Consider the following 17,093-nt stretch of genomic DNA (forward strand, 5'->3'; position numbering starts at 1 on the left):
AGAACGAAATGTCTCTGATCGAAGAAATCGACTTCGGCACGCCGGCTTCCAAATCGGAAACGATGGTGACGCTGACCATCGACGGCAATGAGGTCACGGTGCCCGAGGGCACCTCGATCATGCGGGCCGCGATGGACGCGGGCCACCAGATCCCAAAACTCTGCGCCACCGACATGGTTGACGCCTACGGCTCCTGCCGTCTCTGCCTCGTCGAGATCGAGGGCCGCGCCGGCACGCCGGCCTCCTGCACCACGCCCGTCATGAACGGCCTCGTCGTGCACACCCAGAGCGATCGGCTGAAGAAGCTGCGCAAGGGCGTGATGGAGCTCTACATCTCCGACCATCCGCTCGACTGCCTCACCTGCGGCGCCAACGGCGACTGCGAGTTGCAGGATATGGCGGGCGCCGTCGGCCTGCGCGACGTGCGCTACGGCTATGACGGCGAGAACCACGTCTTCGCCAAATCGGACGGCTGCTCCAACGACAATTGGATGCCGAAGGACGAGTCCAACCCCTATTTCACCTACGATCCGTCCAAGTGCATCGTCTGCTCGCGCTGCGTGCGCGCCTGCGAGGAGGTGCAAGGCACCTTCGCACTGACCATCTCCGGCCGCGGCTTCGACAGCCGGGTCTCGCCGGGCATGAGCGAGAGCTTCCTCGGCTCCGAATGCGTCTCCTGCGGCGCCTGCGTGCAGGCCTGCCCGACTGCGACGCTGACGGAAAAGTCGGTGATCGAGATCGGCCAGCCCGAGCACTCCGTCGTCACCACCTGCGCCTATTGCGGCGTCGGCTGCGCCTTCAAGGCGGAGATGCGTGGCGAGGAAGTGGTGCGCATGGTGCCCTACAAGGACGGCAAGGCCAATCGCGGCCATTCCTGCGTCAAGGGCCGCTTCGCCTGGGGCTATACCAACCATCAAGAGCGCATTCTCAAGCCGATGATCCGCGAGCGGATCGAGGATCCCTGGAAGGAAGTGTCCTGGGATGAGGCGTTCTCGTTTGCCGCCACCAGGATGCGCGGCATCCAGAAGACCTACGGCCGCGACGCCATCGGCGGCATCACCTCGTCCCGCTGCACCAACGAGGAAACCTATCTGGTGCAGAAGCTGATCCGCGCCGGCTTCGGCAACAACAACGTCGACACCTGCGCCCGCGTCTGCCATTCGCCGACCGGCTATGGCCTCGCCACCACCTTCGGCACCTCGGCCGGCACGCAGGACTTCGACTCCGTCGAGGACACCGACGTCGTCGTGGTCATCGGCGCCAACCCGGCCTCCGCCCATCCGGTGTTCGCCTCGCGGCTGAAGAAGCGGCTGCGCCAGGGCGCCAAGCTGATCGTGATCGATCCGCGCCGCACCGAGATGGTGGAATCGCCGCATGTGAAGGCGCTGCACCTGCCCCTGATGCCCGGCACCAACGTGGCGGTCATGACCGCGCTGGCGCATGTGATCGTCACCGAAGGCCTCGCCAACGAAGCCTTCGTGCGCGAGCGCTGCGACTGGAGCGAGTTCGAGGAGTGGGCGGCGTTCGTCGCGCAGCCCAAGAACAGCCCGGAAGCCACCGCCATCCTCACCGGCGTCAACCCGAAGGATCTGCGCGAAGCCGCCCGCACCTACGCCACCGGCGGCAACGGAGCGATCTATTACGGCCTCGGCGTCACCGAGCACAGCCAGGGCTCGACCACCGTGATCGCGATCGCGAACCTTGCGATGGTCACTGGCAATATCGGCCGTCCCGGCGTCGGCGTGAACCCGCTGCGCGGCCAGAACAACGTGCAGGGCTCCTGCGACATGGGCTCGTTCCCGCACGAACTGCCCGGCTACCGCCACATCTCCGGCGAGGCAGTCCGCGACCAGTTCGAGGCGCTGTGGAACGTCAAGCTCAACCCCGAGCCGGGCCTGCGCATTCCCAACATGTTCGATGCCGCGGTCGAAGGCACGTTCATGGGGATCTACGTGCAGGGCGAGGACATCCTCCAGTCCGATCCCAACACCAAGCACGTGGTGGCTGCACTGTCCGCGATGGAATGCGTCATCGTCCACGATCTCTTCCTCAACGAGACCGCGAACTACGCCCACGTCTTCCTGCCCGGCTCGAGCTTCCTCGAGAAGGACGGCACCTTCACCAACGCCGAGCGCCGCATCCAGCGCGTGCGCAAGGTGATGACGCCGAAGAACGGCATGGCCGACTGGGAGGTCACCATCGGCCTTGCCAAGGCAATGGGCTTCGAGATGAACTACAACCACCCGTCCGAGATCATGGACGAGATCGCGGCGCTGACGCCGACCTTCGCCGGAGTCTCCTACGCCAAGCTCGACGAGCTTGGCTCGGTGCAGTGGCCTTGCAACGAGAAGGCGCCGGAGGGTACGCCGGTGATGCATATCGACGGCTTCGTCCGCGGCAAGGGCAAGTTCGTCGTCACCGAATATGTCGCCACCGACGAGCGTACCGGCCCACGCTATCCGCTGCTGCTCACCACGGGCCGTATCCTCAGCCAGTACAATGTCGGCGCGCAGACAAGGCGCACCGAGAACGTGGTGTGGCACGCCGAGGACCGGTTGGAGATTCATCCGCACGATGCCGAGCAGCGCGGCGTGCGCGACGACGACTGGGTGCGGCTGAAGAGCCGTGCCGGCGAGACCACGCTGCGTGCGGAGATCACCGACCGCGTCGCGCCCGGCGTCGTCTACACCACCTTCCATCACCCGGACACGCAGGCCAACGTCATCACCACCGACTATTCGGACTGGGCGACCAACTGCCCCGAATACAAGGTCACGGCGGTCGAGGTCTCGCCCTCGAACGGCCCGTCCGACTGGCAGAAGGCCTATGACGCGCAGGCGCGGCAGTCCCGCCGCATCGCGCCAGCCGAGGCAGCGGAGTAACCGCATGCATGTAGCTGTCCAGGCGATTGATCGCGGAATCTGGCGCAACGGTGTCGCGTCCGAAGGAACGCGGTTCATTCCGGAGGAGACGCCGCTGGCGCTGACCTATAATGGCGGCACCTATGCCGTCATGATGGGGACGCCGCAGAACCTGGAAGATTTTGCCGTCGGCTTCAGCCTGAGCGAAGGCATCATCAAGTCGGTCGATGACATCAAATCGCTCGACATTGTTCGCCTCGACGACGGCATCGAACTACGGATGTGGCTGACGTCGGAAGATGCGGCACTCATCAGCGAGCGCCGTCGCCACGTCGCGGGACCTACCGGCTGCGGCATTTGCGGTATCGAGTCCATCGCTGAAGCCGTGCGCCCCGCGGCGGTCGTGCCGCAGGGACAGAGCTTCACGCCCGAGCAGATCATGGCGGCGATGCAGGCGATCGCGCCGCTGCAATCGATCAATCTGCAGACCCGCGCGGTTCACGCCGCCGCGTTCTGGTCTACTACCGGCCACATCGTCGCGCTGCGCGAGGATGTCGGCCGCCACAATGCGCTGGACAAGCTCGCGGGCGCGCTGGCGCGCAGCCGCACGGATACGCGCAGCGGCATGGTGCTGCTGACGAGCCGCGTCTCGGTCGAGATGGTTCAGAAGGCGGCCGCAATCGGCGCGCCGATGATGGTCGCGGTGTCCGCGCCCACCGCGCTCGCAGTGCGCACGGCGGAGGCCGCCGGCATCACGCTGATCGCCATTGCCCGCCAGGACGGGTTCGAAGTGTTTTCGCATGGTGACCGGGTCGCCGCTCGCCATGCCACGGAGGTTGCCGATGTCGCCTGACCGCCTGATCTACATGGCCAACCAGATCGGCAAGTTCTTCGAGAGCCAGGGCCACGGCAAGGCCGTGCCGGGGATTGCCGAGCACATCAAGAAGTTCTGGGATCCCCGGATGAAGCGCGCGATCTTCGCCCATCTCGATGCCGGCGGCGCGGGCCTGGAGCCTGACGTCCGCGAGGCGCTCGCCTCGCTGAAGGCTACGTCCCTTCCAGCAGCGCCCTGAACACGCGCCGTACCTCGCTCTGCGTCTCCTTCACACGCGCCTCCAGCGACGAGAAGTCCGGGGCGTCGCCGGCGCGCGCCATGACGCGCTGCAGATCGGTGCCGGCGGTTTCCGGCTTGAAGCGGTCGCTGACGCAAAGCCGCAGGATCTGCGTCAAATCGTGATAGAGCCGGGCTGCGGCACGCAATATCTCGGTCTCCGATTGCGGGAGGACGCCGAGCCTGCATGCATTGTCCAGCACCTGCATCGTGCCGACGTCGAGAATCTCAGGCTTGTCGTGCGCGTGCACGAGCTGGAGATATTGCGCGATGAAGTCGATGTCGACCATGCCGCCGGCGGCATGCTTGAGATCCCAGCAATCGGCCTCGCCCTTCTCCTGGGCGATGGCGCGCCGCATGTCGGCGACATCGTTGGCGGTGATGGCGGAATCGCGGCGACGGGTCAGGACATCACGGATGACGCGTTCGATCCGCATCCGGAATTCGGGCGAAGCCGACACCACGCGCGCCCGCGTCAGCGCCATGTGCTCCCAGGTCCAGGCCTCGTTGGCCTGGTAGTCCGCGAATGAGACGAGGCTCGAGGCGACGGGACCGGCGCGTCCCGAGGGACGCAGCCGCATGTCGATGTCGTAGAGCACGCCGTAATTGGTGCGCGTCGTGAACGCGCTGATCAGGCGCTGGGTGAAACGCGCAAAATAATGCGCGCCCTGCAGCGATTTCGGCCCATCGGAGTCCGGATTGTCGCTGTCGAAATCGTAGAGCAGGATCAGGTCGAGATCTGACGAGGCCGTCATCTCGCGGCTGCCGAGCCGGCCCATCGCGATGATCGCGGTCTCCTGTCCCTTGATCCGGCCGTGCTGGGCCGCGAAGCGGTCGGCAACGAGGCCGTGCACTGTATGGACGATGCCTTCGGCGACGTCGGCAAAGGCCGTGCTGGCCTGCTGCGCCGAGACGGTGCCGGAAAGAATCCGCGTGCCGATCAGGAACAGGCTCTCCTGCCCGAACAGGCGCAGGCGATCGAGGAACTCTTCGTATGAACCGGCGTCCTGCACGGTCGCAGCTAACCGTCCCGACAATTCCTGCCTGTCCGGCATGGCACCGAAGAAGCGCGGATCGATCAGGCCGTCCATCAGTTGCGGCTGTCGCGCCAGCATCTCGCCGAGCCGCGGCGCAGCGCCGAGCACCAGCGCCACCAGCGCGACGAGCTCGCGGTTCTGGCCGAGCAGCGTGATCAGCCGGCCGCCGCGCTGCAGCGCCCCCAGGAATTGATCGAACGCCACCACGGCGCGATCCGACTCCTCGGCATGGGCGAGGCCGTCGATCAGGGCCGGCACGAACTCGACGAAGGCACTGCGCGTCGCCTCATTGCGGAACACGCGGTAATCGCCGGTGATCCAGTCGCGTACCGTCTGCGCGACCGCGGCCGGCTTCTTGAACCCGAGCGCCGCCAGATGCTGGAGCAGGCGCGGATCGTCGGGGCCCGCACTGTAGTCGAGCGCAGGCAGCTTGGCCGTGCCGGTCGGATCGTCGCCCTCGAACAGTTTTTCATAGTGCCCCTGCACGATCTTGAGCTGTCGCAGCAGGTCGCTCGCAAAGGCCTCGCGATCCGCATAGCCGAAGAAGCGCGCAAAGCGCTCGACCGCGTCCTTGTCCTCGGGCAGCGCGTGGGTCTGCTCGTCGGCGATCATCTGGAGGCGATGCTCGACCCGGCGCAGGAATTCGTACGCAATGGTCAGCTCGTCGCGCGCAGCAAGGGTGATCCAGTTGCTGGACGCGAGAATATCGAGCGCCCTCAGCGTCGGCCGCACCCGCAATTCCGGATGGCGGCCGCCGGCGATCAATTGCTGGGTCTGCGCAAAGAACTCGATCTCGCGGATGCCGCCGCGGCCGACCTTGACGTTGTGCCCTTCCACTGCGACCTCGCTCTGGCCGCGATAGGTCTGCATCTGCCGCTTCATGTCGTGGACGTCGGCGAGCGCGGCGAAGTCGAGATGCTTGCGCCAGACGAACGGCGCGATCTCTGCCAGCAGCGCTTCGCCCGCTTTGGCATCGCCGGCGCAGGCGCGCGCCTTGATCATCGCGGCGCGTTCCCAGGTGCGCCCTTCCCGCTCATAATAGTTCAGCGCAGCATCCCTGGAGATCGCGACCTGCGTCGAGGATGGATCTGGTCGCAGGCGCAGATCGACGCGGAAGACGTAGCCGTCATAGGTGCGCTGCTGCAGGATGCGCGCCATGCCCTGCGTGACCCGGACGAAGAACGGCTGCGGCTCGATATCGGGCGCGAGCGTCGTGGCATCAGGATCGAAGAACACGATGAGGTCGATATCGCTGGAATAGTTCAGCTCGCCCGCGCCCATCTTGCCCATGGCCAGCACGATCAGCCCGCAGCCCTCCTCGGGCGCCTCGAGATTGGGCGGCGAGATCTTGCCACGTGCGGCTTCCTGCCGCAGCAGGTATTGGAGCGCCGCCTGCACCGAGGACACCGCGACATCGGTCAGCGCCGCCGTCACCCGCATCACCGGCCAGACCCCGCCAATGTCGCACAAGGCGGTCAGGAGCGCGGCCTCGGCCTTCATGCGGCGAAGCAGCCGCATCACCTCGGCCTCGTCAGGGGCCGCGAGCACCGCGCCCCTCGCCTCCGCGATCAGGGCCGTCAGATGCGCATCCGGATCGCACTCCAGCAGCCGGATCAGGCGCAAGGCATCGGCGCGCACCAGATCAAACAGATAGGGCGAGAATTCCGCGATGCCGGCCAGGATATCCCGCGCAAAGGGATGCGCCAGCAGCGCTTCGAGGCGCGCCGATTGGGCCGGCTCGAGCTCGGACAGCCAGCTTTCGAGACGTCGTTCATCGGTTGTGGAAGCGGCAATATGGGGAGCCTCCGCGAAGCGCGCGGCCAGCCTCTCACCATGCTTGTCCGCGTTTCCCGGCGCGGAGTGGTTCATGCCACCTTCTGTGGCACATCCGGTATTGGCGGAGCAACCCTGTCCCCGGCCCCGGCGCGCGCGGGCAGCACCAGCGTGGCGACGAGGCCGGGCTGGGCGTCGCCCAACCTCAACTCGCCGCCGTGCAATGTCGCGACAGCGGAGGCGAGACTGAGGCCAAGGCCGGAGCCCGGCAGCGTGCGGCTCGCTTCCAGCCGCACGAAACGCTCGACGGCGTGCTTGCGATCGGCCTCGGGGATGCCGGGACCGCGATCGGTGACGCTGAGCAGCACCTGGTCGCCCTCGCGCCTGGCCTCGATCGTGATCTGCCCGGAGTCCATGCTGACCACGGTTCCACCGGTCTGTGCGACCGGCTTGCCGTATTTGATCGCATTCTCGACAAGATTGGCGAGCGCTTGGCTGATCAATTCGCGGTTGGCGTGAACCGGCGTGGGCTCGCACCTGACCTTCAGGGTCATGCCGTCGTCCTCGGCGAGCGGCTCGTAGAGCTCGTGGATGCCGCCTGCCACCTCGGCGGCGTCGAAATCGTCCATATTGCCGCGCGCCTGCCCGGACTCCGCGCGCGCGATCATCAGCAGCGCGTTGAAGGTGCGGATCAGCCCGTCGGATTCCTCGATGGTCCGCTCCAGCGCGGCGCGGTAGTCGGCTTCGCAGCCCGATTTCGCCAACGCCTCCTCGGCGCGGTTGCGCAGGCGCGTCAGCGGCGTCTTGAGATCATGGGCGATGTTGTCGGAGACCTCCTTCAAGCCAGCCATCAGCGCCTCGATCCGCTCCAGCATGGCATTGAGGTTTTCGGCGAGGCGGTCGAGCTCGTCGCCGCTACGCCCCACGGGAAGGCGCCCGCTGAGATCGCCGGTCATGATGCGCTGCGCGGTTCCGGTCATCGCGTCGATGCGCCGGAGCACGCGTCGCGCGACGAAGATGCCGCCGCCGAGACCGAGCACGACGACGATCAGGATCGACCATTGCGCCGCCTTGGCGACGATGCCGAACAGGCGACGCCGCTCGGCGAGGTCGCGGCCGATCAGGAGCCGGAAGCCGTTTTCCAATTCGGTGACGCGCACGAGCGCACGATGGTCGCGGTCATCGGCGTCCTCGATCCGCCGGTAGGCCGTCTCCGACCAGCCGCGGGTCGCCATCACGCCCGGCGCCAGCGAGCCGACATTGCCGGCGATCGCCTGCCCGGTCGGCGTGGTCACGAGATAGAGGTTGGCGCCCGGCCGCAGCGCCCGATATTCGATCGCGAGCACCAGGCCGCGCAGGCCGCGGCGGCCGTAGATTTCGGAGATCTCCGAGGTCTCGGCATTGACCGTCTGCGTGATTTCCTCGGTGATCAGCCGCCGCGTATTCCAGGCGAAATAGGCCAGCAGCGAGGCCGCGAACATCGCGAACAGCAGCAGATAGACCAGCGTCAGCCGGAATGCCGTGGTGCGGACGAGTTTACCGAATGCCGTCACGGATCATGTACCCGGCGCCGCGGATCGTGTGCAGCAGCGGCCGCTCGAAGCCCTTGTCGATCTTGGAGCGCAGCCGCGAAATATGCACGTCGATCACGTTGGTCTGCGGATCAAAGTGATAGTCCCAGACGTTCTCCAAGAGCATCGTGCGCGTCACCACCTGGCCGGCATGCTTCATCAGATATTCGAGCAGGCGGAATTCGCGCGGCTGCAGCGTCAGTTCGTCCTTGCCGCGGGCGACGCGGTGGGAGAGCCGGTCGAGCTCGAGATCGCCGACGCGGTAGAGCGTGTCCTCGGCAGGACCCCCGCGGCGGCGCGACAGCACCTCGACCCGGGCGAGCAGCTCGGCGAAGGAATAGGGCTTTGGCAGATAGTCGTCGCCGCCGGCGCGCAGGCCCTTGATGCGGTCGTCGACCTGTCCAAGAGCGGACAGAATCAGCACCGGCGTGGCGTTGTCCTGGTCGCGCAGCGCACCGATCAGCGACAGACCGTCGCGCTTGGGCAGCATGCGGTCGACCACCAGCACGTCGTAATCGCCGTTCTCGGCCATGGCGAGGCCTTCCTCGCCGTCGGCGGCGTGGTCGGCAATGTGTCCGACTTCGCGAAACGCCTTCACGAGGTAGTCGGCGGATTCGCGGTCGTCTTCAATGATGAGGAGGCGCATCGTGCGTTCGGCGGCGGTCAAGGAGGTCAACCTTCTCTAAACATGGCGCGAGCGGCAATCGCATGCAAGCCGAGCGAGAGACGCTGGCATTGAGAAAAAGGCGGGCGGTGAAGCTGGGGGGACTTCACCGCCCTAGGCCTTCCGACGGAGGGGGGCGTAATTCCACCGGAAGGTAGAGAGGGGAAGCGAACGTTGCGCTGCTTCCCCGAAGGGCGCCGTCGGCGGGGGCGACTGATGCCGGCGACACCCTTCATCTCGTAGGCCTCCTGAAGCCTCAGCCCTTGGCGAGGGGCACCGCGACGAAGCGCGACTGGCCGCCGCTCTTCACGCGCATCAGGACGCTGTTCTTGTTGTCGGTCCGCGCCGTGTTGATGGCGTCGCGGACTTCGCCGGCGGTGGCCACGCTCTTGCCGCCGACTTCGAGAATCACGTCGCCTTCCTTGAAGCCGCGCTCGGCCGCGGCGCTCTTCGGATCGACCTCGGTGACCACGACGCCTTCCTTGCCGGCGCCGGCCACCGAATTGGCGGGGGCAACGGTCATGCCGAGCTTGGGCACGTCGGTGCCCTTGCTCGCACCCTTGCCGCTGTCATTGTCGTTGTCGGCCTTGGCCTCGACCGTGTTGGGCAGCTGGCCGAGCGTCATGTTCACGACCTTGTCCTGCCCCTTGTGCAGCACGTTGAGCTTCACGGTCGCGCCGGGAGCCATGCCGCCGATGGTGCGGGCAAGCTCGCGCGCGTCCTTGACGGATTCGCCGTTGACCGCGGTGATCACGTCGCCGGACTCGATGCCGGCCTTCGCGGCCGGACCGTTCGCTTGCGGCTCCGCCACCAGCGCGCCTTCGGCCTTCTTCATGCCGAGGCTGTCGGCGATGTCCGAGGTGACAGGCTGAATCTGCACGCCGATCCAGCCGCGGCTGACCGAGCCCTTGTCCTTGAGCTGGGCGACCACGCTCTTGACGGTGCTCGCCGGAATCGAGAACGCGATGCCGACGCTGCCGCCGGAGGGCGAGTAGATCGCGGTGTTGACGCCCATCACCTCGCCGTTGGTGTCGAAAGCGGGACCGCCGGAATTGCCCTTGTTCACGGGCGCGTCGATCTGGATGAAATCGTCATACGGACCGTTGCCGATGTCGCGGCCGCTCGCCGAGACGATGCCGGCGGTCACGGTGCCGCCGAGACCGAAGGGATTGCCGACCGCGAGCACCCAGTCGCCGATCCGCGGCTTGGCGTCGGCGAGCTTGGCGAACGGGAAGTTCGAGCTGCCCTCGACCTTGATCAAAGCGAGGTCGGTGCGCTGGTCGGTGCCGATCACCTTGGCGGTGTAGGTCTTGCCGTCGTCGGTGGTGACCTCGACCTTGTCGGCGCCGTCGACCACGTGGTTGTTGGTCACGGCAAAGCCGTCGGCCGAGATGAAGAAGCCGGAGCCCTGCCCCTGCACGACGCGGCCACGGCCGCCTTTCAGGCCCGGGAAACCATCCGGACCGCCGAAGCGGCGGAAGAAGCGCTCCATCGGCGAGCCCGGCTGGAACGGCGCGGAGGAATCATCGCCGTCGTCGTTGCTCGCGGTCTTCTCCTTGATGTTGACCTTCACCGAGATCACCGACGGCTTCACACGCTCGACGATGTCGGCGAAACCGACCGGGCGTTCGACCTTGCGGACCTCGTTGTTGACCTGCGCATGCGCCGGGGTCGAGAACAGGTCGGCTGGCGAGGTCGAGGGGCTGAAGCCATAGACGGCCGCGCCGAGACCGGCAACGACCGAGGCCATCAACGCGATCTTGCGCGCGGAGAACACCGACCGGCGCGGCTGCCGGTAGGACGGAAGGTTCGAGAGGTCGGGACGGTCGGTCATGCAGAGATCTCCAGGGCCTTGAAATCCATTTGGTGCCTGACGGCGGCACCTTACGGTCCTGAAGATGGGGGCTCCCGCCTTACCGCGCGCTGGCGGCGGGGTTAAACTTTTGTAATGAAGGGCTAGGTGCGATGCGGCAGTTTAGCGCACACCGAAAATTGTGGTCCCACAGGAACTTAACCGAGTTCCCGTGACGGCGTCGCAGGCCCGCCTTGGCGCGCTCAGCTTGCCCTGACGCTGACGATGAACTCGTCGACTTCGCGCTTCAAGGTCGCGGCCTGCTGCGACAGGTCGACCGCGGAATCCCGTGCCTCGGCGGCCATGCGGCCGGTCTCCGCGGAGGTCGAGGTGATCTGGACGATATGGTTGGAGACGTCGAGGGTTCCGTGCGCGGCGTTCTGGGCGCTGCGCGTGATCTCCTGCGTGGCGTTGCGCTGCTGGGCGGTGTCGACCTCGATGCCGGACATGATGGACGAGATCTCCGATAGCGTTTTGGAAATGCCGTCGATCGCGCCGCGCGTCTCCGCGGTGATGCCCTGAATGCTGGCGACATGCGAGGTGATCTCCTCCGTCGCCTTGCTGGTCTGATGCGCCAGATTCTTCACCTCGGAGGCGACCACCGCAAACCCCTTGCCGGCCTCGCCTGCCCGCGCCGCCTCGATGGTGGCGTTCAGCGCCAGGAGATTGGTCTGCGATGCGATCGCCTGCACGAGCTGCACGACCTCGCCAATTTTGTCGGCGGCATCCGACAGCGTGTGGATGGTGTCGCGGCTCTTCTCCGCCTGGGACGCCGCGCCCTCGGCGCGCTGGGTCGCATCGGTGACGCGGCGGCTGATCGTGCCGATCGAGTTCGTCATCTCCTCGGCGGAACCTGCGACCGTCTGCACGCTGGCGCTGGCCTGGCTGGCCGCGCTTGCGACCGCATTGGCCTTGGTGCTGGTGTCGTTCGCTGTCCGCGACAGCGTCTCGGCGTTGCTCTTCAGATGCACGGCCGATGAGGCCACGCTGTCGACGACGCTGGCGACGAGATCGTTGAAGCGCTTGATCCGGTCGTCCAGGAATTTCGACCGCTCGGCCTGGTGCTGGGCTTCACGCAGCTGCTGTTCGGTGAGGTGGCGCCGCTCGAGCCCGTTGGTCTTGAAGACCTCCAGCGCACCGGCGAGCAGGCCGATCTCGTTGGTGCGGCCGAGCCCCGGAACTGAGGTCTGGAATTTCTGGTCCGCGACCTCGCGCATGGCATGCACGATCGCGGCCAGCGGACTGAGGATGCCGTTGCGCACGGCGAACCAGGTGGTGAGGCAGATCGCGACGGCGACCACGGCGATCACGCCGCACGCAATCAGGAAGTAGGAGAACGCGGTCTGCGCCTGCTGGTAGATCTGCATGGCATGGTCGCGCACGGGGCCGCTCAGCGCGGCGAAATCCGACGACAGGCTGGTGATCTCGTTGTTGAGATAGAGCACCGCGATGAATCCGGTGCCGCCGCCGATGCCCAGCAGAAACAATAATGCAGCGACCACGGCGCCGACCAGGAAGCGGATCGTCAGATTGCTGTTCGCGAACATCAGGGGGACTCAGAGTCTGGAATCGAAGCTCGCGCCAAGCTTCCAGACAAAGGTCAAAATAACATGAACCGCGCGGGCGGCGGCCGGCGGCCTACGTAGGATCACGTAACCAGGACGGCGTCGCGGTCGCTAGGAGGATTTGGCCTCGTCCGACATCAAGGCCGCGAGCCGCGCCTTTTCGTCGGGCGTGAGCGGCGGCGCCGGTACGTCTGCACCGCTGCGCGCGCGACGCCGGATTTGCAGCCACAGCGCCAGGCCACCGCCGATCAGAAGCAACGGCCCGAGCAGCCATAGCAGCAGGGTCTGGCGCTCGAAGCGTGGTTTCAGCAGCACGAACTCGCCATAGCGCGCGACCAGGAAGTCGAGCACCTGCGAGTTGCTGTCGCCGGCGCCGATGCGCTCGCGCACCAGGAGCCGCAAATCGCGCGCCAGCGGCGCATCGGAATCGTCGATCGACTGGTTCTGGCAGACCATGCAGCGCAGCTCCCGCGACAGCTCCCGCGCGCGGGCTTCCTTGGCGGGATCCGGCATGATCTCGTCGGGCTGCACGGCGTGGGCGGCGGGCAAAGCCAGCAGCATCAGCAGGACGAACGCGGCCATCATCCGGCGCATCGGATCACTCCGCCGGCTGGAGGCGCTGCTTGGCCCGCGCCGGCTTCGGCGCGCCAACCCGCAGGCGCCGGTCGGACAGCGACAGCACGCCGCCGAACGCCATCAGCACCGGTCCCCACCAGATCATGAGCACCATCGGCTTGTAGTAGATGCGCACGGCGATGGCGCCCTCGGCATTGGCCTCGCCGAGCGAAATGTAGAGCTGGCTCGCACCGCGCGTCAGCAGCGCGGCCTCGGTGGTCGACGAGCCGCGGGTGGTGAAGCTGCGCTTGGAGGGCGTCATGACGCTGAGCGGCTTGCCATCGAGGCTGACGTTGAACTCGGCGATCATCTCGCGGTAGTTCGGGCCTTGACGCTGCAGCAATCCGTCGAGCTTCACGTCGAAGCCGGCGATGTGGGCGACGTCGTTCTGCTTCATGGTCGCGATATATTCGCTGTTCCAGGTGGTCTCGCAGACGATCCCGATCAGCGCGACGCCGAGGCCGGCATGCGCGAACGCCGTGCCCCAGGCCGAGCGCGGTAGGCCGCGCGCCCGGTGCAGCACCGTTGCGAACGGCAGCCGGACGAGCCCGGTCCGCTCGACGATATCGGTGACCGCGCCGCCGATGACGAAGATGCCAAGCCCGATCGCGAGCGGCGCCAGCGTGCTGCCCCCGCTCGCCCAGCCCCAGGCGATGGCGACGGCGACGAGCCCGGCAACGCCTGCCGCGAGCAGGCGCTGCGTCACGCCGAGCAGATCGCCGCGCTTCCAGGCCAGCATCGGTCCGAACGGCACCGCGAGCAGCAACAGGGTAAACAGCGGCGCGAAGGTGAGGTTGTAGAAGGGCGCGCCGACCGACATCTTGAAGTCCGCGAGCATTTCCATCGCCAGCGGATAGAGCGTGCCGAACAGCACGACCGCGCAGGCGACCGTGAGCAGCAGATTGTTCAGCACCAGCGCACCCTCGCGCGAGATCGGCGCGAACAGGCCGCCCTGCTTCAACGACGTGGCGCGACCCGCGAACAGCGACAGGCTGCCACCAATGAACAGGCAGAGGATCAGCAGGATGAACACGCCGCGGGTGGGATCGGTGGCGAAGGCGTGCACCGAGGTGATGACGCCCGAGCGCACCAGGAAGGTGCCGAGCAGCGACAGCGAGAAGGTCAGGATCGACAACAGGATGGTCCAGACCTTCAGCGCGTTGCGCTTCTCCATCACCAGGGCCGAATGCAGCAGCGCAGTGCCTGAGAGCCACGGCATCAGCGAGGCGTTCTCAACCGGATCCCAGAACCACCAGCCGCCCCAGCCGAGCTCGTAATAGGCCCAGTACGAACCCATGGCGATGCCGAGCGTCAGGAAGATCCAGGCCACCAGCGTCCACGGCCGCACCCAGCGCGCCCAGGCCGCGTCGATCCGGCCCTCCATCAGCGCCGCGATCGCGAAGGAGAACGAGATCGAGAAGCCGACATAGCCGAGATAGAGCATCGGCGGATGTACGGCGAGGCCGATATCCTGGAGCACCGGATTGAGATCGCGTCCCTCGATCGGCGGGGTGGCGATACGCAGGAACGGGTTCGACGTCACGAGGATGAACAGATAGAAGGCGCTGGCGACCCATGCCTGCACGGCAAGCACGTGCGCGCGCAGCGACAGCGGCAGATTGTTGCCGAACGCTGCGACCAGCCCGCCGAACAGCGCGAGGATCGACACCCACAACAGCATCGAGCCTTCATGATTTCCCCACACGCCGGTGATCTTGTAGAGCAGCGGCTTCATCGAGTGGGAGTTTTCGTAGACGTTCGCGACGGAGAAGTCCGAGTTCACGTGCAGCATCACGAGAGCTACGAACGAGGCACCGACGAACAGGAGCTGCGCCAGCGCCGTGGAGCGCGCCACGTTCATCAGCGCGACATCGTTCAGGCGCGCGCCGATCAGGGGCACGATTGACTGGATCAGTGCGAGCCCAAGCGCCAGCACCAGCGCGTAATGTCCGGATTCTGCGATCACCGCATTGCTCCCTGCGGATTGCCCTGTGCGGTCGTCGCCGCGGGCTTGCCCGCATCGGACGTCTTGCCGCTATCAGAAGGCTTGCCGCCGTAATCGTCCTTCCAGTGCCCCTGCTTCTTCAGGGCATCGGCAACGTCCTTGGGCATGTAGGTCTCGTCGTGCTTGGCCAGCACGGTATCAGCCTTGAACACGCCATGGGCGTCAAGCGCGCCCTCGGCGACGACGCCCTGCCCTTCGCGGAACAGGTCGGGCAGGATGCCCTTATAGGCCACCGGCAGCTTGGCGTTGCCGTCGGCGACCTCGAAGGTCACCGCGAGATTGTCGCCGCGCTGGAGCGAGCCGGGCTGCACCAGCCCGCCGAGGCGAAACCGCTTGCCGGGCTCGACGTGCTTCTCGGCGACCATGGTCGGCGTCGAGAAGAATACGATGGAGTCGCGAAGTGCGTTGAGCACCAGCGCGGCCGCGAGCGCGAGCACGGCGAGCGAGCCGCCGATGATGGTCATACGTCGCTGCTTGCGCGTCATGGCGTATCCGTTCTCCGCTGCTCTCGTCCGGGCATCGTCATCCGCCGAGCCCGAGAGTCCTGAGGCCTTCGTTGAGCTGGCGCAGCCGCTCGGCGTCGCTGGCAACCGCCTGCCGGGCATCGGCCGATGCCCCGGCCGCCTTGTCCCGCTCGCCCATCACGAGATAGGCGCGCACCAGGCGCAGCCATCCATCGACGTCCTCGCCGTTCTGCTTCAACCGGGTAGCCAGACGATCGACCATGCCGCGCACCATCGCGTTGCGATCGCCTTCGGCCATATCCTTGGAAGCGGCGATCGTCTCGTCCGACAGCGCCGGCATCGTCCCACCACCGACCCGCACCAGCGAGGACTGCACCAGGGCACGCCACGGCGCATCCGCGGGCGCTTTCGCAAGCAGCGCGCGCCAGATCGTGGCTGCGTCGTCCTTGCGGCCGTCCTGCTCGGCGGCGAGGCCGAGGAAATAGTTCGCCTTGGGATCGTCCGCGTTCAGGGCATGCGCACGCTCGAACTCCGCCTTGGCCTCGACGGTCACCACACCGCCAGCCGCAGCCGAGATCGCTTCGCCGAGATCGGACCGGCGCTCCGCGCTCTCGCCATTGTAGGTGAGCGAGTTGCGATAGGCGCGCACGGCATCGTCGAAACGGCCGAGCCGCTCCAGCACCGGCGCGAGCACGTTCCAGCCGCGCCCGTCGGTCGGATTCTTCTCCAGATGCTGCTGGACCTGCACGACGAGATTCTCGAGCGACTGCGCCACGCCGGACCCGGATCCGCGCTCGCGCTGCACTAAAGGAAAGTCCTGAAGCCGGGGCGAGCCGAGCGGCATGTAGACGCCGATCGCAACGAGCGGCAGGCCAGCGAGCGCCAGCACGGCCGCCGCCCGGCGCCATTTGAGATTCGATTTCGGCGCCACGACGGGCTCGCTGGCGGCTGCGGCGAGCAGCCTGCGGCTGATCTCGACGCGCGCAGCCTCAGCGTCCGGCGCGGGAATCAAGCCTGCGGCGAGATCACGCTCGATCTCGGCCAACTGGTCCTTGTAAACCGCGACCTCGCTGCCCTGGTCTTGCGCGCGTCCATTGCGGCCAAGCGGCCAGAGCACGGCGAAAATCGCCGCGACCGTCATCAGCGCGAACACGAACCATAGCGTCATCTGGCAAGCTTCCGGCAGCGCACGAACCGCGCCCATAGGTGGCTTTACACCACGGCTGGACGATGCGGCAATTGACAATTGTCAATTTGGCGCGACCGCGCACGGTCTCGAAACGGTGAAAATCCAACGGCTTAGCCGATATCGAAGTCCGTACTTTGCGCGGCGTCCTCACCGTGCCCGTTGAAGGCCCTCAGGAAGTATGTTCCCGGCTTGATCGCATCGGGCAGTCTGATCCGCAGCGCTCCGACCGGAACCGGGGATGCGACCCTCGTGATTGTCTCGGAGAGTTGCCGACCGCTTGCCTTCTCGACCAGCACCACTTTGGCGCCGACCATCAGTCTTTGATACTTGGCAACAATGACGCGGTTCTCGATTTCGATGGAGCTGATAACGGGTTTCATGCGCCC

At 66.4% G+C, this 17,093-nt stretch carries 13 protein-coding genes; 3 read left to right on the top strand and 10 right to left on the bottom strand.

Annotated features, from left to right (window positions below; all coding sequences use genetic code 11):
- The first annotated feature begins 8 nt into the window (after nucleotides 1-8).
- From fdhF to AABA86_RS16350, 3 genes are read left to right on the top strand one after another with little or no spacing between them, the layout of a single operon-like run.
- Nucleotides 9-2,882 carry a formate dehydrogenase subunit alpha gene (gene fdhF / locus AABA86_RS16340; RefSeq protein WP_338307528.1) on the top strand — a complete coding sequence of 958 codons (2,874 nt, stop codon included), beginning with the start codon at nucleotides 9-11 and terminating at the stop codon, nucleotides 2,880-2,882.
- A 4-nt stretch (nucleotides 2,883-2,886) separates the two neighbouring features.
- Nucleotides 2,887-3,714 carry a formate dehydrogenase accessory sulfurtransferase FdhD gene (fdhD, locus tag AABA86_RS16345; protein ID WP_338307529.1) on the top strand — a complete coding sequence of 276 codons (828 nt, stop codon included), beginning with the start codon at nucleotides 2,887-2,889 and terminating at the stop codon, nucleotides 3,712-3,714.
- Complete coding sequence (locus AABA86_RS16350) at nucleotides 3,704-3,934, top strand: formate dehydrogenase subunit delta (protein ID WP_212248480.1); 231 nt, start codon at nucleotides 3,704-3,706, stop codon at nucleotides 3,932-3,934. The genes fdhD and AABA86_RS16350 overlap by 11 nt, the downstream gene beginning before the upstream one ends.
- On the opposite strand, the gene AABA86_RS16355 is transcribed toward AABA86_RS16350, so the two are convergent.
- The 10 genes from AABA86_RS16355 to AABA86_RS16400 form a co-directional block, all read right to left on the bottom strand.
- Nucleotides 3,909-6,878 carry a bifunctional [glutamine synthetase] adenylyltransferase/[glutamine synthetase]-adenylyl-L-tyrosine phosphorylase gene (locus AABA86_RS16355; RefSeq protein WP_338307530.1) on the bottom strand — a complete coding sequence of 990 codons (2,970 nt, stop codon included), beginning with the start codon at nucleotides 6,876-6,878 and terminating at the stop codon, nucleotides 3,909-3,911. The genes AABA86_RS16350 and AABA86_RS16355 overlap by 26 nt on opposite strands.
- Nucleotides 6,875-8,335, bottom strand: a complete 1,461-nt coding sequence (locus AABA86_RS16360) for a sensor histidine kinase (protein WP_338307531.1) — start codon at nucleotides 8,333-8,335, stop codon at nucleotides 6,875-6,877. Before AABA86_RS16360 ends, AABA86_RS16355 begins: the two co-directional genes overlap by 4 nt.
- A complete protein-coding gene (locus AABA86_RS16365) occupies nucleotides 8,319-8,999 on the bottom strand; it encodes a response regulator transcription factor (protein ID WP_212248477.1) in 681 nt (226 codons plus the stop codon). The genes AABA86_RS16360 and AABA86_RS16365 overlap by 17 nt, the downstream gene beginning before the upstream one ends.
- A 274-nt stretch (nucleotides 9,000-9,273) precedes the next feature.
- On the bottom strand, nucleotides 9,274-10,851 hold the full coding sequence (locus tag AABA86_RS16370) for a Do family serine endopeptidase (protein ID WP_212248476.1): 1,578 nt from the start codon (nucleotides 10,849-10,851) through the stop codon (nucleotides 9,274-9,276).
- A gap of 221 nt (nucleotides 10,852-11,072) precedes the next feature.
- Nucleotides 11,073-12,416 carry a methyl-accepting chemotaxis protein gene (locus tag AABA86_RS16375; RefSeq protein WP_212248475.1) on the bottom strand — a complete coding sequence of 448 codons (1,344 nt, stop codon included), beginning with the start codon at nucleotides 12,414-12,416 and terminating at the stop codon, nucleotides 11,073-11,075.
- A gap of 129 nt (nucleotides 12,417-12,545) precedes the next feature.
- On the bottom strand, nucleotides 12,546-13,028 hold the full coding sequence (locus AABA86_RS16380; protein ID WP_212248474.1) for a cytochrome c-type biogenesis protein: 483 nt from the start codon (nucleotides 13,026-13,028) through the stop codon (nucleotides 12,546-12,548).
- 4 nt (nucleotides 13,029-13,032) lie between these two features.
- Complete coding sequence (locus tag AABA86_RS16385; protein WP_338307532.1) at nucleotides 13,033-15,015, bottom strand: heme lyase CcmF/NrfE family subunit; 1,983 nt, start codon at nucleotides 15,013-15,015, stop codon at nucleotides 13,033-13,035.
- Nucleotides 15,012-15,539 (bottom strand): cytochrome c maturation protein CcmE, encoded by a 528-nt coding sequence (gene ccmE, locus AABA86_RS16390; protein WP_028143008.1) that lies wholly within the window; start codon nucleotides 15,537-15,539, stop codon nucleotides 15,012-15,014. Before ccmE ends, AABA86_RS16385 begins: the two co-directional genes overlap by 4 nt.
- 37 nt (nucleotides 15,540-15,576) lie before the next feature.
- Nucleotides 15,577-16,686 (bottom strand): c-type cytochrome biogenesis protein CcmI, encoded by a 1,110-nt coding sequence (gene ccmI / locus AABA86_RS16395; RefSeq protein WP_338307533.1) that lies wholly within the window; start codon nucleotides 16,684-16,686, stop codon nucleotides 15,577-15,579.
- A gap of 131 nt (nucleotides 16,687-16,817) precedes the next feature.
- Complete coding sequence (locus tag AABA86_RS16400) at nucleotides 16,818-17,087, bottom strand: hypothetical protein (RefSeq protein WP_212248470.1); 270 nt, start codon at nucleotides 17,085-17,087, stop codon at nucleotides 16,818-16,820.
- Between the last annotated feature and the right edge of the window lie 6 nt (nucleotides 17,088-17,093).

Origin of the sequence: Bradyrhizobium sp. TM233 (assembly GCF_036247965.1) — a bacterium.
Taxonomy (GTDB): domain Bacteria; phylum Pseudomonadota; class Alphaproteobacteria; order Rhizobiales; family Xanthobacteraceae; genus Bradyrhizobium; species Bradyrhizobium ottawaense.

Excerpts from the sequence above, each read along its gene's own strand:
- fdhF (WP_338307528.1), top strand. The coding sequence starts at position 9 with ATGTCTCTGATCGAAGAAATCGACTTCGGCACGCCGGCTTCCAAATCG.
- fdhD (WP_338307529.1), top strand. The coding sequence starts at position 2,887 with ATGCATGTAGCTGTCCAGGCGATTGATCGCGGAATCTGGCGCAACGGT.
- AABA86_RS16350 (WP_212248480.1), top strand. The coding sequence starts at position 3,704 with ATGTCGCCTGACCGCCTGATCTACATGGCCAACCAGATCGGCAAGTTC.
- AABA86_RS16355 (WP_338307530.1), bottom strand. The coding sequence starts at position 6,878 with ATGAACCACTCCGCGCCGGGAAACGCGGACAAGCATGGTGAGAGGCTG.
- AABA86_RS16365 (WP_212248477.1), bottom strand. The coding sequence starts at position 8,999 with ATGCGCCTCCTCATCATTGAAGACGACCGCGAATCCGCCGACTACCTC.
- AABA86_RS16370 (WP_212248476.1), bottom strand. The coding sequence starts at position 10,851 with ATGACCGACCGTCCCGACCTCTCGAACCTTCCGTCCTACCGGCAGCCG.
- AABA86_RS16375 (WP_212248475.1), bottom strand. The coding sequence starts at position 12,416 with ATGTTCGCGAACAGCAATCTGACGATCCGCTTCCTGGTCGGCGCCGTG.
- AABA86_RS16380 (WP_212248474.1), bottom strand. The coding sequence starts at position 13,028 with ATGCGCCGGATGATGGCCGCGTTCGTCCTGCTGATGCTGCTGGCTTTG.
- ccmE (WP_028143008.1), bottom strand. The coding sequence starts at position 15,539 with ATGACGCGCAAGCAGCGACGTATGACCATCATCGGCGGCTCGCTCGCC.
- ccmI (WP_338307533.1), bottom strand. The coding sequence starts at position 16,686 with ATGACGCTATGGTTCGTGTTCGCGCTGATGACGGTCGCGGCGATTTTC.
- AABA86_RS16400 (WP_212248470.1), bottom strand. The coding sequence starts at position 17,087 with ATGAAACCCGTTATCAGCTCCATCGAAATCGAGAACCGCGTCATTGTT.